Origin of the sequence: Bacillus sp. JJ864 (assembly GCF_036963045.1) — a bacterium.
GTDB classification, from domain to species: Bacteria; Bacillota; Bacilli; order Bacillales; family Bacillaceae_G; genus Bacillus_A; species Bacillus_A pseudomycoides_C.
Genome location: NZ_JBALLY010000008.1, coordinates 1 through 22,531 on the forward strand (window position 1 = coordinate 1; position 22,531 = coordinate 22,531).

At 39.8% G+C, this 22,531-nt stretch carries 18 protein-coding genes and 14 tRNA genes; 25 read left to right on the plus strand and 7 right to left on the minus strand.

Features of this window, described 5'->3' with window-relative positions; all coding sequences use genetic code 11:
- Nucleotides 1–23 precede the first annotated feature (23 nt).
- The 14 genes from V7024_RS01610 to V7024_RS01675 all read left to right on the plus strand — a co-directional run bounded on the left by V7024_RS01610 (nt 24) and on the right by V7024_RS01675 (nt 1,239).
- Nucleotides 24–96: transfer RNA gene (locus tag V7024_RS01610), tRNA-Ala, on the plus strand.
- Between the two features lie 15 nt (nt 97–111).
- Nucleotides 112–188: transfer RNA gene (locus tag V7024_RS01615), tRNA-Met, on the plus strand.
- A 4-nt stretch (nt 189–192) separates the two neighbouring features.
- Nucleotides 193–269: transfer RNA gene (locus tag V7024_RS01620), tRNA-Ile, on the plus strand.
- Between the two features lie 18 nt (nt 270–287).
- Nucleotides 288–380: transfer RNA gene (locus V7024_RS01625), tRNA-Ser, on the plus strand.
- 25 nt (nt 381–405) lie between these two features.
- Nucleotides 406–482 (plus strand) — tRNA-Met (locus tag V7024_RS01630).
- A 2-nt stretch (nt 483–484) separates the two neighbouring features.
- Nucleotides 485–560, plus strand: a tRNA-Asp gene (locus V7024_RS01635).
- Between the two features lie 10 nt (nt 561–570).
- Nucleotides 571–646, plus strand: a tRNA-Phe gene (locus tag V7024_RS01640).
- Between the two features lie 15 nt (nt 647–661).
- A tRNA-Thr gene (locus V7024_RS01645) sits at nt 662–737 on the plus strand.
- A 9-nt stretch (nt 738–746) separates the two neighbouring features.
- Nucleotides 747–822, plus strand: a tRNA-Lys gene (locus tag V7024_RS01650).
- Between the two features lie 7 nt (nt 823–829).
- Nucleotides 830–900 (plus strand) — tRNA-Gly (locus V7024_RS01655).
- A gap of 7 nt (nt 901–907) precedes the next feature.
- Nucleotides 908–984: transfer RNA gene (locus tag V7024_RS01660), tRNA-Ile, on the plus strand.
- Nucleotides 985–987: 3 nt separating this feature from the next.
- Nucleotides 988–1,062, plus strand: a tRNA-Asn gene (locus V7024_RS01665).
- An 8-nt stretch (nt 1,063–1,070) separates the two neighbouring features.
- Nucleotides 1,071–1,161 (plus strand) — tRNA-Ser (locus tag V7024_RS01670).
- Between the two features lie 6 nt (nt 1,162–1,167).
- A tRNA-Glu gene (locus tag V7024_RS01675) sits at nt 1,168–1,239 on the plus strand.
- A gap of 228 nt (nt 1,240–1,467) precedes the next feature.
- On the opposite strand, the gene V7024_RS01680 is transcribed toward V7024_RS01675, so the two are convergent.
- The gene (locus tag V7024_RS01680) at nt 1,468–1,767 is read right to left on the minus strand and encodes a hypothetical protein (protein ID WP_335514764.1); all 300 of its coding nucleotides are present in this window, start codon (nt 1,765–1,767) and stop codon (nt 1,468–1,470) included.
- Nucleotides 1,768–1,860: 93 nt separating this feature from the next.
- Nucleotides 1,861–2,085 carry a penicillin-binding protein gene (locus tag V7024_RS01685; protein ID WP_335514854.1) on the minus strand — a complete coding sequence of 75 codons (225 nt, stop codon included), beginning with the start codon at nt 2,083–2,085 and terminating at the stop codon, nt 1,861–1,863.
- A gap of 359 nt (nt 2,086–2,444) precedes the next feature.
- Between V7024_RS01685 and V7024_RS01690 the strand changes: the two genes are divergently transcribed.
- The 6 genes from V7024_RS01690 (at nt 2,445) to V7024_RS01715 (ending at nt 12,129) form a co-directional block, all read left to right on the plus strand.
- The gene (locus tag V7024_RS01690; protein WP_335514767.1) at nt 2,445–3,389 is read left to right on the plus strand and encodes an L-lactate dehydrogenase; all 945 of its coding nucleotides are present in this window, start codon (nt 2,445–2,447) and stop codon (nt 3,387–3,389) included.
- 351 nt (nt 3,390–3,740) lie between these two features.
- On the plus strand, nt 3,741–5,648 hold the full coding sequence (glgB, locus tag V7024_RS01695) for a 1,4-alpha-glucan branching protein GlgB (RefSeq protein ID WP_335514857.1): 1,908 nt from the start codon (nt 3,741–3,743) through the stop codon (nt 5,646–5,648).
- Nucleotides 5,596–6,726 carry a glucose-1-phosphate adenylyltransferase gene (locus V7024_RS01700; RefSeq protein WP_335514770.1) on the plus strand — a complete coding sequence of 377 codons (1,131 nt, stop codon included), beginning with the start codon at nt 5,596–5,598 and terminating at the stop codon, nt 6,724–6,726. Before glgB ends, V7024_RS01700 begins: the two co-directional genes overlap by 53 nt.
- Nucleotides 6,727–7,034: 308 nt before the next feature.
- Nucleotides 7,035–8,063 carry a sugar phosphate nucleotidyltransferase gene (locus tag V7024_RS01705; RefSeq protein ID WP_335514773.1) on the plus strand — a complete coding sequence of 343 codons (1,029 nt, stop codon included), beginning with the start codon at nt 7,035–7,037 and terminating at the stop codon, nt 8,061–8,063.
- Nucleotides 8,064–8,147: 84 nt separating this feature from the next.
- A complete protein-coding gene (glgA, locus tag V7024_RS01710) occupies nt 8,148–9,653 on the plus strand; it encodes a glycogen synthase GlgA (protein ID WP_335514776.1) in 1,506 nt (501 codons plus the stop codon).
- Nucleotides 9,654–9,720: 67 nt separating this feature from the next.
- Nucleotides 9,721–12,129 (plus strand): glycogen/starch/alpha-glucan phosphorylase, encoded by a 2,409-nt coding sequence (locus V7024_RS01715; protein ID WP_335514859.1) that lies wholly within the window; start codon nt 9,721–9,723, stop codon nt 12,127–12,129.
- Between the two features lie 176 nt (nt 12,130–12,305).
- Here the strand turns inward: V7024_RS01715 and V7024_RS01720 are convergent, their stop codons facing one another.
- The 3 genes from V7024_RS01720 to V7024_RS01730 all read right to left on the minus strand — a co-directional run bounded on the left by V7024_RS01720 (nt 12,306) and on the right by V7024_RS01730 (nt 14,088).
- Entirely contained in the window at nt 12,306–12,449 is a 144-nt protein-coding gene (locus V7024_RS01720) for a hypothetical protein (protein WP_335514780.1), read from the minus strand.
- A 63-nt stretch (nt 12,450–12,512) separates the two neighbouring features.
- The gene (locus V7024_RS01725) at nt 12,513–13,235 is read right to left on the minus strand and encodes a lipase family protein (RefSeq protein ID WP_335514782.1); all 723 of its coding nucleotides are present in this window, start codon (nt 13,233–13,235) and stop codon (nt 12,513–12,515) included.
- Nucleotides 13,236–13,305: 70 nt separating this feature from the next.
- On the minus strand, nt 13,306–14,088 hold the full coding sequence (locus V7024_RS01730) for a TIGR00266 family protein (RefSeq protein WP_335514785.1): 783 nt from the start codon (nt 14,086–14,088) through the stop codon (nt 13,306–13,308).
- Between the two features lie 290 nt (nt 14,089–14,378).
- Here V7024_RS01730 and cspD point away from each other — a divergent pair, with 290 nt between their 5' ends.
- On the plus strand, nt 14,379–14,579 hold the full coding sequence (gene cspD / locus V7024_RS01735; protein ID WP_251226212.1) for a cold-shock protein CspD: 201 nt from the start codon (nt 14,379–14,381) through the stop codon (nt 14,577–14,579).
- 164 nt (nt 14,580–14,743) lie between these two features.
- Here the strand turns inward: cspD and V7024_RS01740 are convergent, their stop codons facing one another.
- Both V7024_RS01740 and V7024_RS01745 read right to left on the minus strand, forming a co-directional pair.
- On the minus strand, nt 14,744–15,475 hold the full coding sequence (locus tag V7024_RS01740) for a yteA family sporulation protein (RefSeq protein ID WP_335514790.1): 732 nt from the start codon (nt 15,473–15,475) through the stop codon (nt 14,744–14,746).
- Between the two features lie 405 nt (nt 15,476–15,880).
- On the minus strand, nt 15,881–16,834 hold the full coding sequence (locus tag V7024_RS01745; RefSeq protein ID WP_335514793.1) for a 1,4-dihydroxy-2-naphthoate polyprenyltransferase: 954 nt from the start codon (nt 16,832–16,834) through the stop codon (nt 15,881–15,883).
- A gap of 219 nt (nt 16,835–17,053) precedes the next feature.
- Between V7024_RS01745 and V7024_RS01750 the strand changes: the two genes are divergently transcribed.
- From V7024_RS01750 to menB, 4 genes are read left to right on the plus strand one after another with little or no spacing between them, the layout of a single operon-like run.
- A complete protein-coding gene (locus tag V7024_RS01750) occupies nt 17,054–18,448 on the plus strand; it encodes an isochorismate synthase (protein WP_335514795.1) in 1,395 nt (464 codons plus the stop codon).
- A complete protein-coding gene (menD, locus tag V7024_RS01755) occupies nt 18,445–20,199 on the plus strand; it encodes a 2-succinyl-5-enolpyruvyl-6-hydroxy-3-cyclohexene-1-carboxylic-acid synthase (RefSeq protein WP_335514799.1) in 1,755 nt (584 codons plus the stop codon). The genes V7024_RS01750 and menD overlap by 4 nt, the downstream gene beginning before the upstream one ends.
- Complete coding sequence (menH, locus tag V7024_RS01760; protein ID WP_335514803.1) at nt 20,196–21,014, plus strand: 2-succinyl-6-hydroxy-2,4-cyclohexadiene-1-carboxylate synthase; 819 nt, start codon at nt 20,196–20,198, stop codon at nt 21,012–21,014. The genes menD and menH overlap by 4 nt, the downstream gene beginning before the upstream one ends.
- Nucleotides 21,015–21,020: 6 nt before the next feature.
- On the plus strand, nt 21,021–21,839 hold the full coding sequence (gene menB / locus V7024_RS01765; RefSeq protein WP_098917898.1) for a 1,4-dihydroxy-2-naphthoyl-CoA synthase: 819 nt from the start codon (nt 21,021–21,023) through the stop codon (nt 21,837–21,839).
- Nucleotides 21,840–22,531 lie beyond the last annotated feature (692 nt).

Below are 22,531 nucleotides of genomic sequence, written 5' to 3' on the forward strand. Positions count from 1 at the left end.
CTTCCCGATAGTTTTAAAACAATGGGGCCTTAGCTCAGCTGGGAGAGCGCCTGCCTTGCACGCAGGAGGTCAGCGGTTCGATCCCGCTAGGCTCCACTTATAATTCTTTATGGCGGTGTAGCTCAGCTGGCTAGAGCGTACGGTTCATACCCGTGAGGTCGGGGGTTCGATCCCCTCCGCCGCTACCATAAAGGACCTTTAGCTCAGCTGGTTAGAGCAGACGGCTCATAACCGTCCGGTCGTAGGTTCGAGTCCTACAAGGTCCACCACTCAAGTTTTATATATATGGAGGTATACCCAAGTCTGGCTGAAGGGATCGGTCTTGAAAACCGACAGGCGGCGAGAGTCGCGCGGGGGTTCGAATCCCTCTACCTCCTCCATTTTTTAAAAAGAATATTATATCGTCGCGGGGTGGAGCAGTCTGGTAGCTCGTCGGGCTCATAACCCGAAGGTCGCAGGTTCAAATCCTGTCCCCGCAACCAATGGTCCCGTGGTGTAGTGGTTAACATGCCTGCCTGTCACGCAGGAGATCGCCGGTTCGACCCCGGTCGGGACCGCCATTTATATTAAGGCTCGGTAGCTCAGTCGGTAGAGCAGAGGACTGAAAATCCTCGTGTCGGCGGTTCGATTCCGTCCCGAGCCACCATTTTGAAATATGCAAGCCGGCTTAGCTCAATTGGTAGAGCAACTGACTTGTAATCAGTAGGTTGGGGGTTCAAGTCCTCTAGCCGGCACCATTTTAGTAAGAGCCATTAGCTCAGTTGGTAGAGCATCTGACTTTTAATCAGAGGGTCGAAGGTTCGAGTCCTTCATGGCTCACCATTTTTATGCGGGTGTAGTTTAGTGGTAAAACAAGAGCCTTCCAAGCTCTGGTCGAGAGTTCGATTCTCTTCACCCGCTTTTTCTAGGGCCTATAGCTCAGCTGGTTAGAGCGCACGCCTGATAAGCGTGAGGTCGATGGTTCGAGTCCATTTAGGCCCACCATATTCCGCAGTAGCTCAGTGGTAGAGCTATCGGCTGTTAACCGATCGGTCGTAGGTTCGAGTCCTACCTGCGGAGCCATATAATATAGAGAAGTACCCAAGTGGCTCAAGGGGCTCCCCTGCTAAGGGAGTAGATCGCTTACGCGGTGCGAGGGTTCGAATCCCTTCTTCTCTGCCAGAAATTGGCCCGTTGGTCAAGTGGTTAAGACACCGCCCTTTCACGGCGGTAACACGGGTTCGAATCCCGTACGGGTCATACGAAAAGAGATAGCATATATTGCTATCTCTTTTTTATTTATCCCGCTATTCGTGGGCAGTGTGAGCCGCTTCCGCTTTTCTAAAGAAGTTAGGTGGGAGATAAACTGCTGGCATGCGCCCGATTGGTGAGGGTGCATGCCAGCAGTGGGGGATGAAGAAAAACCCCACTGATTAAAGTTTCACTTTATCTTGTCGTGTTGAATAATCTTTTCCGCAAATAATAATATTAAAGTATAATTGCATCAATGCGCTCGCAATTAACGAGGACAATGCGACCATTTTTATTTATAAATGTAGCAAGACCTGTGTTAAAGTGAAAGCCCGTGAAAACTGAAACGGTTAATGGCACACCATTAACTATAATTTCGGTTACTTTTTTTCCTAAATTAAAAGTGTTTAAAAGGCGCCAAATCCCTTCAAAATGTTTTTCTTTATTTTTTATTTGTAAAGATTGTATATCTGTATCCTTTACTAAATTTGGATTGAATATTTTAGGGTTAGCAGTATGGTTTATAAGAATTGGCATGTTTCTTTCCCTCTTCCGCTTTTGTTTATTTTGAATCAAAATAGTATGTTGAAATGATAAAAAAGAGCTTTTTTCAAAGCTCTCTTTTACAAACTAGCTTGCCTCAATTCGAAGTGCTTGAATATCACGGCAATCTATAAGAAGTACGCCGCCTGCTTCAGGTCCTTCTGTATCAACAAAAGTTGCACAAAAGTTTTGAGGATTAAAATTAACAAAAGTAACATCATCTATAAAGTTTCCATTTAGAAAAATATCTACTTCTGTGCCAGGCTGTAAAGTTTCAAGTTGCTCACAGACGCATTTTGTATGCTTGTTTATATCGATCAACTCCTTTCAAAGTATATTTTTGATTCAATATATAATATATTTGTGAATTAAAAAAAGGTGTGGACAAATTATACACATTTCTAAGTGCTTAGGCTTATGATTTTGAGAGGAAAAGTATGTGAATTATGGTGTGTATAGATGTGATTGGGATGGATTCCATATTTGATACAATAACTTTATCCTATCTGTGAAAAAGTTCACAAATAGGTCATAAAATGTGAATACATTCACAAAGAAACGTGCTACAATATGTGTGTAAGGAAGTTAAACAATATAAAATCAGTATTTTAATTATTTACTTAAATGACAATGCTAATAATGAAATTAAAAAATAGAGAGGGGATTTTACCATGAAAAAAGGTATTAATCGCGTAGTACTAGTAGGAACAGGAGCTGTAGGTTGCAGCTATGCATATTCTATGATTAACCAAGGTGTGGCTGAAGAGTTCGTTCTTGTTGATGTAAACGAAGCAAAAGCAGAAGGTGAAGCAATGGACTTAAGCCATGCTGTACCATTTGCTCCAGCTCCAACAAAAGTTTGGAAAGGTAGCTATGCAGATTGTAAAGATGCAGATCTTGTTGTTATCACTGCTGGATTACCACAAAAGCCAGGTGAAACTCGCTTAGATTTAGTTGAGAAGAATACAAAAATCTTTAAACAAATCGTTCGCGGTATTATGGATAGCGGATTTGATGGTATCTTCTTAATCGCAACTAACCCAGTGGACATTTTAACTTATGTAACTTGGAAAGAATCTGGATTACCAAAAGAGCGCGTAATCGGTTCTGGTACAACTTTAGACTCTGCTCGCTTCCGTTATATGTTAGGTGAGTACTTAGATGTAGACCCACGTAACGTGCATGCGTATATCATTGGTGAACATGGTGACACAGAGCTTCCTGTATGGAGTCATGCTACTATCGGTGTACAAAAGCTAGAAACAATCTTAGCGAATAATGAAAAGTACAACCAAAGTGATTTAGATGGAATCTTTGAAAATGTACGTGATGCTGCTTATCACATTATTCAACGTAAAGGTGCAACTTACTACGGTATCGGTATGTCACTATTACGTGTAACTAAAGCAATCTTAAACAACGAGAACAGCGTATTGACAGTATCTGCATATCTTGAAGGACAATATGGACAAAAAGATGTTTACGTAGGTGTTCCAGCAGTTATCAACCGCCAAGGTGTTCGAGAAGTTGTAGAGCTTGAATTAAATGCAGAAGAAGAATTGAAATTTGATCATTCTGTAAAAGTGCTAAAAGAAACTATGGCACCAGTACTATAACCCAAATTGTATAAATCCCTTTCCGGCCCTCCCCTGTATATCCCTTTGCCGGAAGGGGTTTTTTTATGTTTTACTTTAATGGAAAGTAATAACAAAATAGCGGTAAACTCCTTTTCTTTTCCACTAAAAAAATTATTCTAAAATAAAACGCTTACAATGAATATTCGTCAAAATTCGATATTTTTCGGTTAAATTTCATGAAATTACCACGAATTTCTATAAAAAAACGTATGTTTTTTTAAAAATTCGCAAGGATATTTCAATTTACCGAAGAATAGTAATAACATATTTAAAATTCTGTCATCTTGCGAGGTGAACATAGTGATTGAGACAAAGTGTAATGTGAAAGACATGTTATTGTTCCATGAAGAAAAGTTTTATGATAGCTACGAGATTCTTGGTGCTCATTTGACGGTGGAAAATGGAATGGAAGGCACACGTTTTTCCGTATGGGCACCTCATGCACAAGCTGTGAGTATTGTAGGAGATTTTAATGAGTGGAATAGCGAGATGCATGAAATGATACGAGTGACAGAGAAAGGGATTTGGTCTTTATTTATACCGAATATTCCTCAGCAGAAATTATATAAGTATGCAATTCAAACGCGAGAAGGGCATACGATTTTAAAAGCTGATCCGTATGCAATGTATGCTGAAGTTCGGCCAAATACGGCATCCGTTGTTTACGATATAAAAGGATATAAATGGAAAGATCAGAAGTGGTTTCAAAAAAAGAAACGAAAGCCAATCTATAATGAACCATTAGCCATTTATGAGATTCACTTTGGTTCTTGGAAAAAGAAAGAAGATGGGTCTTTTTATTCTTATAGAGAAATGGCAGAGGAGCTTATTCCGTATGTAGCAGAGCATCAATTTACTCATGTTGAAATTATGCCGCTCGTTGAACACCCGTATGATCGTTCTTGGGGGTATCAAGGAACGGGATATTATGCACCGACAAGTAGATACGGAACACCACAAGATTTTATGTATTTTGTCGATGAATGTCACAAATATGGGATCGGTGTCATTTTAGATTGGGTACCAGGACATTTTTGTAAAGACGCTCATGGACTTTATTTGTTTGACGGAGAACCGACGTATGAATATAAAGATCTTGATGTACAAGAAAACCGTGTATGGGGGACAGTGAATTTTGATTTAGGAAAACAAGAAGTGCGAAATTTTCTTATTTCAAATGCGCTGTTTTGGATGAAGCATTATCATATTGACGGTTTTCGAGTGGATGCGGTTGCGAATATGTTGTATTGGGAGCGTAGTGGAGGACAGGAAAGCAACGAACATGCAGTATCATTCCTGCAGCAGTTAAATGAAGCTGTATTTGCAGAAGATCCAACTTTCTTAATGACTGCGGAAGATTCAACGGCATGGCCGCTCGTAACAGCACCGACTTATGAAGGTGGACTTGGCTTTAATTATAAATGGAATATGGGCTGGATGAATGACATTTTAAAATATATGGAATGTGCGCCAGAGTATCGGAAATATATACATGACAAAATAACCTTTTCGCTGCTGTACGCGTATTCTGAGAATTTTATTTTACCTTTATCGCATGATGAGGTTGTACACGGGAAGAAGTCGCTGTTAAATAAAATGCCGGGTGATTATTGGTCGAAGTTTGCTCAGCTTCGTTTATTGTACGGCTATTTATTTACACATCCAGGGAAGAAACTACTCTTTATGGGCGGTGAGTTTGGCCAATTTGATGAATGGAAAGACCTTGAGGACTTAGATTGGAGTTTACATGATTTTGAGATGCATAATTGTATGCATGATTATTTCAAGGAGCTCATAGCATTGTATAAGCGCTCTAAGCCGCTTTGGCAGCTTGACCATACACCGAAAGGCTTTCAGTGGATTGATGCGGATAACCGTGAGCAAAGTGTTTTTTCGTTTATTCGCCAAGGCGAAAGAGAAGAGGATGTTCTCGTGATCGTGTGCAACTTTACAAGCGCAGTGTATGAAAACTATAAAGTTGGCGTACCGGAATTTCGCTATTATAACGAAATTTTAAATAGCGATAGTTCTGCATATGGCGGTTCAGGGCAAATTAATAAGAAGCGATTAAAGGCGATTATGGGACCTTACCATAATCAGCTTGCACATGTCGAAATGACAATACCACCATTTGGAATTTCAATTTTACGACCAGTGAAAACACGAAAGGGGAGTAGTAAACAAGATGGTTCAAAAGCAGAAGTGCGTAGCAATGTTATTAGCAGGGGGAAAAGGTAGTCGTCTAAGTGCATTAACAAAAAATTTAGCTAAGCCAGCTGTTCCATTTGGGGGGAAATATCGCATTATTGATTTTACATTAAGTAACTGTGCGAACTCTGGTATCGAAACAGTCGGGATTTTAACACAATACCAGCCGTTAGAGTTGCATAGTTATATCGGTATTGGAGATGCATGGGATTTAGACCGTGTAAATGGAGGGGTTACTGTACTTCCTCCTTATGCGGAGTCTTCAGGTGTGAAATGGTATACAGGAACGGCAAGTGCCATTTATCAAAATTTAAACTATTTAAAGCAGTATGATCCAGAACATGTTCTCATTTTATCTGGAGATCATATTTATAAGATGGACTATGCCAAAATGCTTGATTATCACATGGAACGAGAAGCAGATGTCTCTATTTCCGTTATTGAAGTACCTTGGGATGAAGCGAGCCGCTTTGGCATTATGAATACGAATGAAGCGATGGAGGTTGTTGAATTTGAAGAAAAACCGCAATTTCCAAAAAGCAATCTAGCTTCAATGGGAATTTACATTTTTAATTGGGCTATTTTAAAAGAGTATTTAGAAATGGATGCAAGAAATCCAGAATCTAGTAATGACTTCGGGAAAGATGTGATCCCACTTTTACTAGATGAAGGTAAAAAGCTTGTTGCGTACCCATTTAGCGGGTATTGGAAAGACGTTGGAACAGTGAAGAGCTTATGGGAGGCAAATATGGATCTACTTCAGGAAGATTCATCGCTTAATCTATATGACCTTGATTGGAGAATTTGTTCTGTAAATCCGAATCAGCCGCCGCAATATATTGCACCATCAGCAGAAGTGAAAGAATCGTTAATAAATGAAGGCTGTGTTGTTGAAGGGAATGTGCAGCATTCTGTATTGTTTCAGGGGGTAATTGTAGAGGAAGGAAGTAGGATTGTCGATTCAGTTATTATGCCAGATGCCAAGGTTGGCAAGAATGTTGTGATTGAGCGTGCTATCGTTGGGCCGGGAATGGTTATTGAAGATGGAACAATTATTCGTCCGGAAAAAAATATAGAGGACGTTGTGTTAATTGCAGAGGAAATGTAAAGTGAGACGAATGATTTGCAAGGGAAGGTATATATATTGAAAACACGAAATGAAAATCCCCTTTCTTTTTAAGGGGGACGAGAGCATCTGGCCATGCGTAGAAGCGGTCAGTGCCTTATCCTGCCACATGCAATGGTTTAAAACAAAGGGAGTAAGCGAGAGCAAGTCTTTTTTTGTTCTGTATAGCAGCAATCTTTATATCGAAAAGTCAAAATGAATTTATATAAGTGGTTAGTGGAAACAATTTAATTTTTTATGGATGACTATTTTACTTTCTGGTAGAGCGTGACGAAAAGGGGATGAGATGAGTGAGAGAATCAATGTTAGGAATTATTAATGCGACAGAGAATTTTCCATCATTGCAGCAAGTAACAAATCATCGATCGTTGGCGGTATTGCCGTTTGGCGGACGTTACCGTTTAATAGATTTTATGCTTTCCAATATGGTAAATTCTCATATTCATAGTGTAGCTATTTTCACAAGTCATAAAAATCGTTCGCTCATGGATCATCTCGGTTCTGGGAAACAGTGGGATTTAGATAGGAAACGCGACGGCTTATTTTTATTTCCTCCAAATTGCCAATGTGCTCAAGATGAATTTGGATCATTTGCTCATTTTAGCAGACATATTGACTACTTTTTGCGTAGTAAGCAAGAATATGTTGTCATTACAAACAGTCATGTTGTAACAGCACTTGATTTTCAAGCTGTATTAGAGAGTCATTTATATACAAACGCACATATTACGGAGGTATGTCACCGTGGTAAGTCGCTTCAGACGTATGTATTAAAGAAGGAGTTATTATTACATTTGTTTGAGACGTATCAAGATATGGGCTATTATAGCTTACTTGATATTGTCAAAGAAAAACGAGACACTTCGTTGCGTATGGAAAGTTATGAGCATACTGGTTATGTAGCGGTTATAGATTCAATTGAAAGTTACTATAAGCATAGTTTAGAAATATTACAACCGGACATTTGGAAGCAAGTCTTTCAGAAAGAGGCGCCAATTTTTACGAAAGTAAAGGATGAGCCGCCAACAAGGTACGGAAAAGAGGCAAGTGTACATAATGCGATGATTGCTAACGGCAGCATTATCGAAGGGGAAGTAGAAAATAGCGTTGTCTTTCGTTCTGTAAAGATTGGAAAAGGCTCTATCGTTCGTAATAGTATTATTATGCAAAAGGGCCAAATTGGAGAGAATTGTATACTAGATGGTGTAATCCTTGATAAGGATGTAAAGATTGAAGATGGAACAATATTAACAGGTTCAAGTTATCCATTTGTTGTAGAGAAAGGAAAGATTCAAAGCAGTAATGTAACAATGCAGTAAGATCAGAATTGAGAGGAGGAATCTGCATGCTAAGTATAGGTAAATGTTTTACCTATGTTTAGCTATTGCGGAGAGACGATTACAGTGAATATTTTATTTACAGTATCAGAGTGTGTACCATTTATTAAATCTGGTGGATTAGCAGATGTAGCCGGAGCACTTCCGAAGGCGTTACAAAAACTTGGGATGAACGTGCGCGTTATGCTTCCATATTATAGTTTAATTCCAGAGCATATAAGAAAAAAATGTGTGCTTCATAAAGTGATTACGGTTCAGCTTGGCTGGCGTAATCAATATTGCGGTATTTTGAAATTGGAACAGGAAGGAATTACGTATTACTTTATCGACAATGAGTATTACTTTAAACGTGATTCCATATATGGTCATTATGATGATGGTGAACGTTTTTCATTTTTCTCAAAGGCTGTATTAGAGTGCATTCCACATTTAGATTTTGAAGTGGATGTTCTGCATTGCCACGATTGGCATACAGCGATGGCAAACTTTTTATTGCGAGAAAAATATCGTGAGCAGCCATTATATGAAAAGATAAAGACTGTTTTTACGATTCATAATTTGCAGTTTCAAGGTGTGTTCCCGCGCATTGTTATGCATGACTTATTAGAGCTTGGTGATGAGTATTTTCATAGTGAACAACTTGAGTTTTATGGAAATATTAACTTTATGAAAGGCGGAATTATTGCCTCTGATATCATTACAGCGGTAAGTCCGACATATAAAGAAGAAATTCAATATCCGTTTTTCGGAGAGAAGTTAGATGGTTTATTGCGTAAATATAACGATAAACTTGTTGGGATTGTAAATGGAATTGATGATGTTTTGTACAACCCACAGAATGATAAAACGATAGCGGCAATGTATGATGCAAATTCACTCTATAAAAAAAGAGAGAATAAACGTGCATTGCAGCGTTATTTTGGATTACCAGAAAAAGAAGATGCACCAATTATTGCAATGGTTACACGCTTAACGAAGCAAAAAGGATTAGATTTAGTGCGTCATGTTTTTCATGAAATGATGCAAGAAGATGTGCAATTTATTGTACTTGGATCGGGCGATAAAGAATATGAACAGTTTTTTGAACAAATGGCATATGAATATCCAGATAAAGTGAAAGTATATATCGGATTTCATGAAGAACTGGCACATCAAGTATATGCTGGGTCTGATTTATTTTTAATGCCATCTTTATTTGAACCATGTGGTCTTGGACAGCTTATTTCTCTTATGTACGGAGCGATTCCAATTGTACGGGAAACAGGCGGGTTAAATGATACTGTTCAGTCGTACAATGAAGCTACAAATGAAGGAAATGGTTTTAGTTTTATGAACTTTAATGCGCACGATATGCTGCATACAGTGCAGCGCGCCCTGCACTATTATCACGACAAAAAGGTATGGCAATCTCTTATGAAACGTGCGATGACGGAGGATTATAGCTGGAAGCAGTCTGCCGAGAAATATAAGGAGCTATATGAAAGCTTGTCCGGTTTAAATGAAGAACCGCAATCTAATGAGGAAGAAAAGAAGAGTAATCAGAAGCAACCGATTTTTTCTGTTAACAAGTAGTAGGGTAGAGCTAACCAGCAGTGGAAAAACCATTGCTGGAAGTTTCACTTTGGAAGAGGTGAGAAAGTTGTTCTCAAATACAGAGGATTTTAAAGCTGCTTTTTTAGAAAAGCTAGAAACAATGTATGGAAAAAGTTTCAAAGATTCGACTGTGCAAGATCAATATAATACGCTCGGTCATATGGTACGTGAATATATTAGCCAACGCTGGATTGGGACGAATGAACGGTACCGGACAGATAATCAGAAGCAAATGTATTACTTATCTATTGAGTTTTTATTAGGGCGTTTGTTAGGAAGTAATATATTAAATTTAGGAATACGCGATGTATGTGAACGAGGATTAGAAGAGCTGGGGATTTATTTGCAAGATCTTGAGGAAATGGAAGCGGATGCTGGCCTTGGAAATGGCGGCCTTGGTCGTTTAGCTGCCTGTTTTCTTGATTCGCTTGCTTCGTTAAATTTACCAGGGCACGGGTGCGGGATTCGCTATAAGCACGGTTTGTTTGATCAAAAAATTGTGGATGGTTATCAAATTGAGCTTCCGGAACAATGGTTGCGGCACGGGAATGTTTGGGAAGTGCGAAGGCATGACCAAGCGGTGGAAGTTAGTTTTTGGGGACAAGTTGATACATTTCAGTCTGGTGGGCGTCTTGAGTTTCGGCATATCAATGCGGAAACGATTGTGGCTGTACCGTATGATGTACCTGTTGTTGGGTATGAAACAAGTACTGTCAATACACTGCGCCTTTGGAGCGCAGAGCCTGTTCCGTTTCCGCCGAACTGCAAGGATGTATTGAAATATAAACGGGAAACAGAAGTAGTTTCGGAGTTCTTATATCCAGATGATACGCATGATGAAGGGAAAATACTTCGTTTGAAACAGCAATATTTTCTTGTGTCGGCCAACTTACAAAATATTGTGCGATTGCACCGGGAACGAAATGGTACGCTTCGTAATTTACATGAGAAAATTGCTATTCATATTAACGATACGCATCCAGTTTTAGCAATTCCAGAATTAATGCGCATTTTGCTTGATGAGGAAAAGATGAGCTGGGAAGATGCATGGTACATTACAACACATACGATTTCTTATACAAATCACACAACCTTATCGGAAGCGTTAGAAAAATGGCCAATTCATATCTTTGAACCGTTGTTACCGCGTATTTATATGATTGTCCAAGAAATTAATGAGCGCTTTTGTCATGACTTATGGGAACGCTATTCGTATGATTGGAATCGCATCGAAAACATGGCGATTATCGCTCATGGGCTTGTGAAAATGGCGCATTTGGCGATTGTGGGGAGTCATAGTATAAACGGCGTTGCGAAAATTCATACGGAAATATTAAAGCAGCGAGAAATGCGATTGTTTTATGAGTTTTATCCAGAGAAGTTTAACAATAAGACAAATGGAATTACGCATCGGCGCTGGTTATTAAAAGCAAATCCGCAGTTATCGAAATTAATTTGTGACACGATTGGAACGGATTGGATGAAAGAACCGGATCAGCTGCAAGCTTTAGGGAATTATAAGTACGATGCAGCGTTCCAGGAGTCGCTTCATAATGTAAAACAAGTGCGAAAAGAATTGTTAATGAAACGGATTGAAAAACAAACCGGTATTGTTGTCGATCCATATTCCATTTTTGACGTACAAGTAAAACGTCTGCACGCTTATAAGCGGCAGTTGTTAAATGTACTGCATATTTTATATTTGTACAATCGTTTAAAAGAAGATGCTAGTTTTTCTTTTTATCCGCGTACATTTATTTTTGGGGCAAAGGCATCGCCTGGATACTATTACGCGAAAAAGATTATTAAACTTATAAATGAATTGGCACGGAAAGTAAATGATGATCCGTATGTCAATCAATATATGAAAGTTATATTTCTAGAAAACTATCGTGTTTCACTTGCTGAAGATATTTTTCCGGCCGCAGATGTGAGTGAACAAATTTCAACTGCAAGTAAAGAAGCATCGGGAACTGGAAATATGAAATTTATGATGAACGGTGCGGTGACACTAGGTACATTAGACGGTGCGAATGTTGAAATTAAAGAGGCTGTTGGGAATGATGGTATTTTTATTTTCGGTTTAACGGCCGAGGAAGTACTGCATTATTACCAAAATGGTGGTTATCGTGCTAGCGATTATTATCATCATGATATGCGTATTCAAAAAGTTGTCAATCAGCTGACAAATGGTTTTTTTGAAGATGCGGGCGATGAGTTTGAAGCTATTTTTGATTCTTTTCTTATTCAAAATGACGAATATTTTGTGCTCAGAGATTTTGCACCATATGTCGATATGCAAGAAAAAGTTGGAGAAATATATGAAAGTCGAAAAAAATGGTTGGAAATAAGTACAATGAACATTGCGAAATCTGGCCATTTTGCAAGTGATCGAACAATCTTGCAGTACAGCCATGATATTTGGAGAATTACAGAAGGGATGAGGGCGAGATAAAGTGAAACTTCCATTAGTGACGCTTTTCTCACTAATGATTAGCCCTCACCAATCGGGCTTTTACGGGCAGTTTTCTTCCCGTTTCTTCCCCAGCCTTTACTGCCCGTTAATGCGGGGTAAAGACCCTTCGACGTTGTTCGACATGCAAGAAACGACTTGGAACATTCCAAGTCGTTTTACTTTATCACAGAAATAGAATAGAACGTTGTATATAATATACCGTGTCCACCGTATTCTTCTGTAACGAAGTAAGAAAATGTTAAGAAACCTGTAACAAAAATGAGCATGATTAGAAAAAATGCACCAATCGTTTTTAGCATAGTAGGTCCCCTTCTCCAAAGTGTACTTCGAAAATATCATGACAATTTTTCCAATGTATTCCTTTAAAAATGAGAAGAAATTGCCATTTTATATGTTGTAATATGGTGGTTTTTGATAAAGGAATGCATATTTTTTGTAAATGTCATACTTCGATGGGTATGAGAATATTCCCATTCATTTTCTTCAAATTGTACTTTACGGGGAGGAAGAAGTGGAACAACATCAAATAAATTTACGAAACGAAAGCTATTGGCAACTTGCATTTTATAATAATTTCGAAAGGCGATATCACCGACTTTTGGAGAGCCGAAACTGTAGAGCGTGTAATGAGGGAATAAAGTGTTTACGCGGGCATCTAGTATATGCAAAGTAGCAAGGGCTCCTCCTAAACTATGTCCTGTAACGAAAAGAGCTTTCGAGGAAGGTAAGGAAACGAGGGTGTCCATAATTGTATCTCGGCATGATTCATAAATAGAAAGAAAACCACTATGAACGTTCCCGCTATTTGCGGTAAATGGGTACGGTTTTTGTTGGACGATAGAATCAGCAATCCAATCACGGTCTGATTGTGTCCCGCGAAAGGCTACAATAATTTGATCGTCTGATTCCAAAATGAATCCAAACCATGCTGTCATTTGAATAGCTGTTGCTTGAAAGCCCTGTACATAATTGAAACCTTTCGGAATAGTAAAAATGCCATTTTGGTTATATTGCTCATATGTTAATTCACAGCACGTAGCTAACAATACAGCGGTATCCTTATGAAAGGATACGGAAGTTGGCATAGAAAAATCCTCCTCATGATGAAATATAATTCAATATATGAGGAGGATGTATGTTTCATTCTTTTATAGATTATTCGTTTCCATCAAGCATGCGGCCGATCCCGCCAAGAACGCTTCCTTCACCAGAAGTTTTTGCTCCTGGTCCAACGATGCGCTGTGCTAAGCGACTTAATGTTAAGGATTGAACCCAAACTGTTCCAGGCCCTTGTAGTGTTGCGAAGAATAGACCTTCGCCGCCAAAGATAGCGCTTTTTACATTCCCAACAAATTGAATATCATAGTCGACATCTCTCGTCATAGCAACAAGGCAACCTGTATCAATTCGTAACTTTTCTCCTGGTTTTAAATCACGTTGATAAACTGTTCCGCCAGCATGCATGAACGCAAGGCCGTCACCTTCAAGCTTTTGCATAATAAATCCTTCACCGCCGAAGAAGCCGCTGCCAAGTTTTTTTGTAAATTCAATGCCGACAGAAACACCTTTTGCAGCGCATAGGAAAGAATCTTTTTGGCAGATTACTTTTCCTTGATATTCCGTTAAATCAACAGGAATAATTTTCCCGGGATACGGAGCTGCAAATGAGACGTGACGTTTTTCGTATCCTGTATTTGTAAATACAGTCATAAACATGCTCTCACCTGTTACAAGGCGTTTTCCGGCACCGACAAGCTTACCGAAAAATCCACCTGTTTGGGCAGAACCGTCACCAAATACGGTTTCCATTTCAATATTGTCTTCCATCATCATCATAGCACCAGCTTCAGCGACTACGCTCTCCTGTGGATCTAATTCAATTTCAACAAATTGCATATCATCGCCATATAACTTGTATTCAATTTCATGTGCTTTCATCATTTCACCTCAAATAATAAATTATGTAGTAATACATTTATATTGTACCGAAAGATTTTCAAATAGAAAATACAAGTTTTGTTAATTTTTAAACGAAGTATTTCCGTTTTGTTTGACGTTTTATTTCGAGCATGATATAGTAAAGAAACTATTGAGCTGCATAATGTGGTACGGAAATAAAGCGTGTTTGTTTCAAAGCATTAGCTTGTGAGGAAATCATGATGTTTATCTCGACCTTTGTATGTAGTTTCCAATAGATAGATTTCTTTTTATTTTAGGAGGTACATGCAATGCAAACAGGAAAAGTAAAATGGTTTAACGGCGAAAAAGGTTTCGGTTTCATCGAAGTTGAAGGTGGCGAAGATGTATTCGTACATTTCTCTGCAATTCAAGGCGATGGCTTCAAAACTTTAGAAGAAGGTCAAGAAGTTTCTTTCGAAATCGTTGAAGGTAACCGCGGAGCTCAAGCTGCTAACGTTACTAAAAAGTAATGAAGACAGCAAGAAACATTCCTGAATAAGGAATGTTTCTTTTTTTTATCCCGCACTAACGGGCAGTAAAAGGTAGGAAAGAAGCGGGAAGGGAAAACTGCTGGCATGCGCCCGATTGGGCGGGCTAACCATCGGAGAAAGGGCACTCCGATGCAAGTTTCACTTTATGGCCTTGAACTGGATTCGTCTGAAGAAAGTTCACCTTTAAAGGTTCTTGCTTCGTAGTCATCTAGCATTTGTTCATATTCTTCATGTTCTTCTGTAGCGTATACTTGTACGTTTTTTCCGTACATATCTGTTCCGATAAAGTTTTCAAAATCCTCCACATATCCGCGGGGCTCCTCGGCATCTACATACATTTCATCAAAATTTTTGGAGTCGCGGCGCTCTAAATCAGAAGGTGTTTCTGATGTTCCATATAAAGCAACGTCTTGCCATGCATCTTCAGCGTCATATCCAATGGCACTATCCATATCATATTTTCCAAAAGGCGGTTCAATAAGCTCTTCCTCAATTGGACGTGCGCCTAGGATTAGCTTATTATGTGTGTGTTCGATACAAGTGGTAGCGGTTGGCATGGCTTCTAAACGTTCAAGCGGAATGGATTTGCCTGATACTTCACAAATCCCATATGTCCCAGCTTCTATTTTTTGCAGGGCATGTTTTACATCTGTAAGTTGTTTATGCCAAAATTCTACTAATCCTAAGTCTTTTTCACGTTCATACAATTCTGTTCCCATATCCCCGGGATGATTATCATATGCAGAGAGTTCACCAACTGCATCGCGTTCAGAAGCTTGCCCTCTACTTTCATGATTTTGCAGCGTTTGTTCCAACTCTTGTTTTTGCTTTTGTAGTACAGATTGAAAATGATCCATTTGTTGTGGAGTTAGCATAAAATCCACCTTCCTACAATTCGGTTTCTTTAAGTAGTATGAGCCCAATTGCGGGAATTATTACGTTAATATAACGGCGCTTTTTAGAATATATCGGTGGTTCGACATAATATATAAATACAGGTTGAAAAACGGACATAAAAACCTCTTTTCTTTTTAATGGGCGAGAGAACCTGGCCATGCATAGAAGCGGTCAGGGCCTTTTCCTGCCCCGTGCGAAGTTAAAATAAAGAGAGAAAGCGAGGGCAAGGAACTTTTTGTTTTACATAACAGCAACTTATATGTTGAAAAAATAAAATGGGTTTATACATAACGGTGCTTCGGCGCAATATAAAGACGTTTCAACAACATATGTCATGAATACACGACAAGAAAAACGCAAGTGCCTTCACACTTGCGCTTTTCTTATAGGAAATATCCAAGTAATAACCCAATTCCCATTAAAAATCCAAAAATTGTATTCGTTTTTGCTGTGGCAATCATTGCAGGTGCCATCTCCATCGGAATACTCTTTCCGATAAAACCTTTCGTTGCTTTAAACGCCTTTGGAGCGCTTAGAAAGACTACAAGCATCCACGGTGAGGCGATACCGACAAGAATAAGGGCAATCGTCCATATATAAGAAATGATAAACATGGATGCTAATACGCCGATTGCATTGTTTCGTCCAACTAAAATAGCTAATGTTTTTCTGTCGTTTTCTTTGTCGCCATCTAAATCGCGAATATTATTCGCAAGTAGAATGGCTCCAATTAAAATCGCATTTGGAATGGAAAGTAATACAATTTCTGATGTTACGATTCCGGTTTGAATAAAGAATGAAATTCCAATAATAATAACACCCATAAATAACCCGGCTGTTAATTCACCAAAAGGTGTATAGGCAATTGGAAGTGGACCGCCAGTATATAAATAGGCAACAGCCATACAGATAAGACCAATCGCTGCGAGCCACCAACTGGAGTTCATGCAAATGTAAACTCCTAATAAAATTGCAATGCCAAAGAATCCGAACGCTAAGTTCAATACTGTTTTCGGCTGAATGCCATCGCGAACAATTGCACCGCCAATCCCAACAGATCCTTCATGATCGAGTCCTCTTTTGTAATCAAAGTATTCATTAAACATGTTTGTTGCTGCTTGTATGAGAAGGCAAGCAAGAAGCATGATAAGGAAAAGAGGTACATTTATTTTGTTAATCCCATCAACTTGCATCGCATAAGTTGTTCCAATAAAAACAGGCACAAAGGCTGCAGTTAATGTATGAGGACGTAATAAGCTCCACCAAATACGCCAGCCTGTTTGTTTACTTGGTTTTGGCTGCATGGAAGAGGAATTCATTTCAACTTTTGCTTCCATATGGAATCCTCCTATCTTTCTATCGTATAAAATAAGTCCTAAAATAGGCAAAGCCCACAATTAAGTGTAGGAAAAGCCTCATATAGTGTCAACGTTTATTTTCTAGGAATGTGCTCGGATTTTCTCAGAAATGCTAAACATTGACACACCTTTCATTTGAGGTGTATCTTAAAATCAAGCGTATTTATGACTATTTTTCGCCCATAGGGGGGAGATTCTGTGATTCAAACGAAACAACATGATGTAAAAGATGTGATTCTGACTGCAATTCAGCGCGCAACTGAAGGGCAAGTACTCGTTAGTTTTGTAAAGCAAGTGGAATGGATCAATCCACTCCTTTTTTATGCAGCAGGAACACAATTTGGATATAGAGATAGATGTTACTTTGCAGACCCAGCGCAGCATGTTGTTTTCGCTGGAGTAGGCTCTGCTTTTACTATAGCAAATTCTTCTGAAAAGCGCTTTCAAAACGCTCGTGAAGAGTGGGCAAAGGTGAAAGGAGAAGCGGTAATTCACCGGGGTGCTTATGAATTTGGAACAGGACCGCTTCTGTTTGGTGGTTTTTCTTTCGATCCGCAAAAAGAAAGAACAGATTTGTGGAAGGCATTTGACGATACAACGCTGCAATTACCAGCCTTTTTATTAACGGTAAAGAATGAAAAAGTTTGGTTAACGGTAAACCGTTTCGTATCTGGAGATGATTGTGCGGAAAAGATTTACGAGGAATTACAAAGTGCCGAGAAGCAATTGTTACAGCAAAGCAAGCATTCCTTTGCAGAAGAAAATGTAACCATTCTTTCAAAAGTAGAGGTAGAACCGGAGAAATGGTTGCAAGCAATTGAACAAGTGCAGGAAGAAATGAAGCGAGGAGCTGTTCAAAAAGTTGTGTTAGCTCGTGAAATGAAACTTGTTATGGATAAAGAGGTAGATTCGACTTCTGTTTTGGCAGCACTTCGCATTGGGCAACCGGATTGTTATGTATTTGCGTTTGATTATAAAGGAGCGTGCTTCTTAGGAGCAACGCCAGAGCGGCTTCTTCGTAAAGAGGGAGAAATATATACATCCATGTGTCTTGCCGGTTCGATTGGACGAGGTGCTTCAGAAGAGGAAACGAAAGAGAATGGATATGAACTTTTGCATGATAAGAAAAATTTAGCAGAGCATAGTTATGTAGTAAACATGATTCGCAGTGTGTTAACAAAACATTGTGAAACAGTTGCTATTCCATATGAACCAAGTTTATTGAAGACGAAAAATTTACTTCATTTATATACATCAGTAGAGGCAAAGGGAAATGGTGATTTGTTATCAATGATTGAAGAGCTTCACCCAACACCAGCTCTTGGAGGGACGCCGCGAGAAGAAGCACTAAAACTGATTCGTGAAGTAGAGCTATTAGACCGCGGTTTATACGGAGGGCCAATTGGCTGGATTGATGAGCAAGGAAACGGTGAGTTTGCGGTAGCACTTCGCTGTGGGTTATTGTCTGGCAAACATGTTTCATTATTTTCCGGTTGCGGTATTGTCATCGATTCGAAGCCGCATTTAGAGTATGAAGAAACAAGATTGAAATTTAAGCCGATGCTTTCTGCTTTGGAGGGACTATCTAGATGAGCAATCATATAGAAGCATTATCGTATTACTTAGGCGCGTTTGTTGATGAATTGGCGCGCCTGCATGTAGAGGATATCGTCATTAGCCCGGGTTCGCGGTCAACGCCGCTTGCCTTATTAATGGCGCAGCATAAACAAATTCGCACATATTTACACGTAGATGAAAGATCAGCGGCCTTTTTTGCGCTTGGCATTGCCAAAGCAAAAAAACGCCCTGTCGCCTTGTTATGTACGTCAGGAACAGCGGCAGCAAACTATTATCCCGCTGTATGCGAAGCATTTCATTCGCGGGTGCCACTTCTCGTGTTGACGGCGGATCGTCCGCATGAATTGCGAGATATTGGTGCGCCTCAAGCGATGAATCAATTTCATTTGTTCGGTTCGTTTGTAAAACAATTTATAGAAATGGCACTTCCAGAAGCAGCAGAACCAATGTATCGGTATGCACGGATGACAGCTGGGCGAGCAGTAGCTGCAGCATTGCAAACGCCAAAAGGACCTGTTCATCTAAACTTTCCGCTTCGTGAGCCGTTAATTCCCGACTTTTCTTTAGAAGAATTATGGGAAAAAGGCGGCGGAGAATATGCCGCAACCGTTCATCAAGGGACCATAGCAGTGACGGATGAATATGCAGCATCTTTACGAGAGCGCCTTTCGCATATGGAAAAGGGGCTTATTGTATGTGGAGATGATAGTCATCCGAATATTGCAGAAGCTGTCGCGGCGGTTTCAAAAGCATATGGTTATCCGATTATAGCAGACCCGCTTTCTGGTCTTCGCAGCGGTCTCCATGATAAAGAGACTATTATCGATTGCTATGACACTTTTTTACGAAATGAGCAACTGCGTGAGAGCTGGAAGCCAGATGTGATTATTCGCTTCGGTGGTATGCCGGTTTCTAAAGCACTTACGCAATATTTGAAAAAGCAAACGGAAGCATTGCATATTGTCGTTGACGAATCCGGAAACTGGCGAGATCCGATGCTTATGTCCACAGAAGTTGTGTATGCAAATGATGCGACATTTTGTGAGCAACTTGTAAATGGTGCGAAGCAGAAAAGCAAGCGAGAGTGGCTTCATATGTGGCAACATATGAATGCCGTAGTAAAAGAGAAACTTACGGAAATGAAATCGTATGAGCATGCATTTGAAGGAAAAGTAATTACAGAACTTGTAGATGTTTTGCCGGAAGATGCAACTTTATTTGTAAGTAATAGTATGCCGATTCGCGATACAGATACGTTTTTCTTCACAAATGAGAAGAATATTGAGGTATTAGCTAATCGCGGTGTAAACGGTATTGACGGCATTGTTTCGACAGCGCTTGGCGTAAGTGTAGCTCGCCAGCCGCTCGTATTAGTTGTGGGAGATTTATCGTTTTACCATGATTTAAATGGATTGTTAGCGGCAAAGCTGCACGATTTACATGCAACGATTGTTGTTGTAAACAATGATGGCGGCGGTATTTTCTCATTTTTACCACAGTATGAACAAAAAGAACATTTTGAAGCACTATTTGGCACGCCGCTCGGACTTGATTATGAACATGTCGTGAAGATGTATAACGGTTCATTCCAGCGTGTACATACGTGGGAAGCGTTTCGTCATGAAGTGGAACTAGGAACGAGAGAAGATGGCCTGCATGTCATTGAAATAAAAACGGACCGTGAAGAAAACTTGCAGCTTCATCGTGATATGATGGCAAGAGCCGCAACAGTTGTTTCAAGGGCACTGCAAGGTGAAGAGAAATGAAAGTGAACGTGCATGGTATTTCTTACGAATATGAAGTGATCGGAAGCGGTGAGCCGCTTCTTGTTCTTCATGGCTTCACAGGCAGTATGGAAACGTGGCGTTCGTTTGTTCCAGCGTGGAGCGAGCAGTTTCAAGTCATTTTAGTTGATCTGATCGGGCACGGTAAAACAGAAAGTCCAAAAGAAGTCCAGCACTATCATATAGAAATGGTAGCTGCGCACCTCATTGCAGTGCTTGATCATTTACAAATTGAGAAAGTGCATCTGTTAGGGTATTCTATGGGAGGGCGCCTTGCCCTTACGCTTGCTTGCTTATATCCAAAGCGCATCTTATCTCTTTTATTAGAAAACTGTACAGCAGGATTGATAACAGAAGAAGAACGTAAAGCGCGCAGACAAAAGGATGAACAGCTTGCAGACAAAATTGAACGAGATGGCGTTGCTACTTTTGTTGAAAAGTGGGAAAACATTCCGCTCTTTGCTACGCAAAAAAATCTGCCTCTTCGTGTACAAGCTCATGTACGTGAAGAAAGATTAGCGAATCATCCAAGGGGCCTTGCCAATAGCTTACGAGGCATGGGAACAGGAGCGCAGCCATCTTGGTGGAATGAACTAGAGCGCTTGCAAATGCCAGTCTTACTTATGAGTGGAGAATATGATGAAAAGTTCTTTCACATCTTAACAAAGATGAAAAATCAGATCCCTCATGCTGAATTTGTACAAATTATTGGATCGGGCCATGCAATTCATGTGGAACAACCGCAAAAGTTTGATACAATAGTAAGGGGCTTTTTGCAAAACATAAAAAGGAGGTAGAAATACATGACGATTGAATGGGTAAAAGAAGGAAATTACGAAGATATTATTTACTCCACATACAATGGAATCGCAAAGATTTCGATTAACCGTCCTGAAGTACATAATGCATTCCGTCCAAAAACGGTAATGGAGTTAATCGATGCGTTTGCACATGCACGCGATGATCAAAATGTTGGCGTTATCATTTTAACAGGTGAAGGTGGCCGTGCGTTCTGTTCTGGCGGTGACCAAAAAGTTCGCGGTCATGGCGGATACGTTGGCGACGATCAAATCCCACGTCTAAACGTATTAGACTTACAACGCTTAATTCGCGCAATTCCAAAACCAGTTATCGCAATGGTAGCAGGTTATGCAATCGGCGGCGGGCATGTACTTCACATCGTATGTGATTTAACAATCGCAGCAGATAACGCAGTATTTGGCCAAACAGGTCCAAAAGTAGGAAGCTTTGACGGCGGATACGGCGCTGGTTATTTAGCTCGTATGGTTGGTCATAAGAAAGCGCGCGAAATTTGGTACCTATGCCGTCAATACAACGCGCAAGAAGCGCTTGATATGGGCTTAATTAACACAGTTGTACCATTAGAGCAACTAGAAGAAGAAACTGTGAAATGGGCAGAAGAAATTTTAGCAAACAGCCCAATGGCACTTCGTTTCTTAAAAGCTGCATTTAATGCAGACACAGATGGCCTTGCAGGTATCCAGCAACTAGCTGGCGATGCAACGCTACTATACTACACAACAGACGAAGCAAAAGAAGGCCGCGATGCGTTTAAAGAAAAACGCAGTCCGGACTTTGGACAATTCCCTAGATTCCCGTGATAAAAGCGGAGGCGGCTCGCTCAGAACAGGAGGACGTTGGAGCTCCTGACGAAGAGGTGCTCTTTACCTCGCAGGAAGGCGCGAAACGACCGACTGTTCTAGCCGTTGGAGCTGGATAAGATAAACGTTAAAAAGAGACTTGATGAAATTCTATCAAGTCTCTTTTGTTGTATGCGTGTCCAGCTAAGGAGGACACTGCTTACTCGTGAAAGTATAGTCTAGGTAAGAGTCAAGTCGCCTAGTAGTGACAGGCAACTGGTTAAGAAATCCTAATCCTAAGGTTGAATCCTGTGACAAAGTAACTTCTAGTAGAAGTGTGAGCCTAGATACAATAGATTAAGAAAACAATATTTCAGCATGTAGCCTCATGAATTTATATTCATGAATGCAATCGTTTTTGATAAAATGTGCTACAAAAAGAACCTTAAAAAAGGTTCTTTTCGCAGGGTATAAAATGAAAAAGGAGAGGGAACTCACAATCACACAATGCTGGTATAAGGGTCTGAAAATTCAGATTTTTCTAAGGGCAACAGTTCCAACATTTATATGATTATTATTTATAATAACAGTAAAATTGTAAAATGGCAACAAAAAAACTGAAAATTATACTTTTTTCGACAATTTTCGTAGTTTTGGTACTGCTGTGCATAGTTGGATGCTCTCGCTTTTCCAAAAGAGAAGGTGTTTTTCAC

What these genes read in the sequence shown, in the direction of transcription:
- V7024_RS01680 (WP_335514764.1), bottom strand. Translation starts at nt 1,767, where the DNA reads ATGCCAATTCTTATAAACCATACTGCTAACCCTAAAATATTCAATCCA.
- V7024_RS01690 (WP_335514767.1), top strand. Translation starts at nt 2,445, where the DNA reads ATGAAAAAAGGTATTAATCGCGTAGTACTAGTAGGAACAGGAGCTGTA.
- glgB (WP_335514857.1), top strand. Translation starts at nt 3,741, where the DNA reads ATGTTATTGTTCCATGAAGAAAAGTTTTATGATAGCTACGAGATTCTT.
- V7024_RS01700 (WP_335514770.1), top strand. Translation starts at nt 5,596, where the DNA reads ATGGTTCAAAAGCAGAAGTGCGTAGCAATGTTATTAGCAGGGGGAAAA.
- V7024_RS01720 (WP_335514780.1), bottom strand. Translation starts at nt 12,449, where the DNA reads ATGCTAAAAACGATTGGTGCATTTTTTCTAATCATGCTCATTTTTGTT.
- V7024_RS01725 (WP_335514782.1), bottom strand. Translation starts at nt 13,235, where the DNA reads ATGCCAACTTCCGTATCCTTTCATAAGGATACCGCTGTATTGTTAGCT.
- V7024_RS01730 (WP_335514785.1), bottom strand. Translation starts at nt 14,088, where the DNA reads ATGAAAGCACATGAAATTGAATACAAGTTATATGGCGATGATATGCAA.
- cspD (WP_251226212.1), top strand. Translation starts at nt 14,379, where the DNA reads ATGCAAACAGGAAAAGTAAAATGGTTTAACGGCGAAAAAGGTTTCGGT.
- V7024_RS01740 (WP_335514790.1), bottom strand. Translation starts at nt 15,475, where the DNA reads ATGCTAACTCCACAACAAATGGATCATTTTCAATCTGTACTACAAAAG.
- V7024_RS01745 (WP_335514793.1), bottom strand. Translation starts at nt 16,834, where the DNA reads ATGGAAGCAAAAGTTGAAATGAATTCCTCTTCCATGCAGCCAAAACCA.
- menD (WP_335514799.1), top strand. Translation starts at nt 18,445, where the DNA reads ATGAGCAATCATATAGAAGCATTATCGTATTACTTAGGCGCGTTTGTT.
- menH (WP_335514803.1), top strand. Translation starts at nt 20,196, where the DNA reads ATGAAAGTGAACGTGCATGGTATTTCTTACGAATATGAAGTGATCGGA.
- menB (WP_098917898.1), top strand. Translation starts at nt 21,021, where the DNA reads ATGACGATTGAATGGGTAAAAGAAGGAAATTACGAAGATATTATTTAC.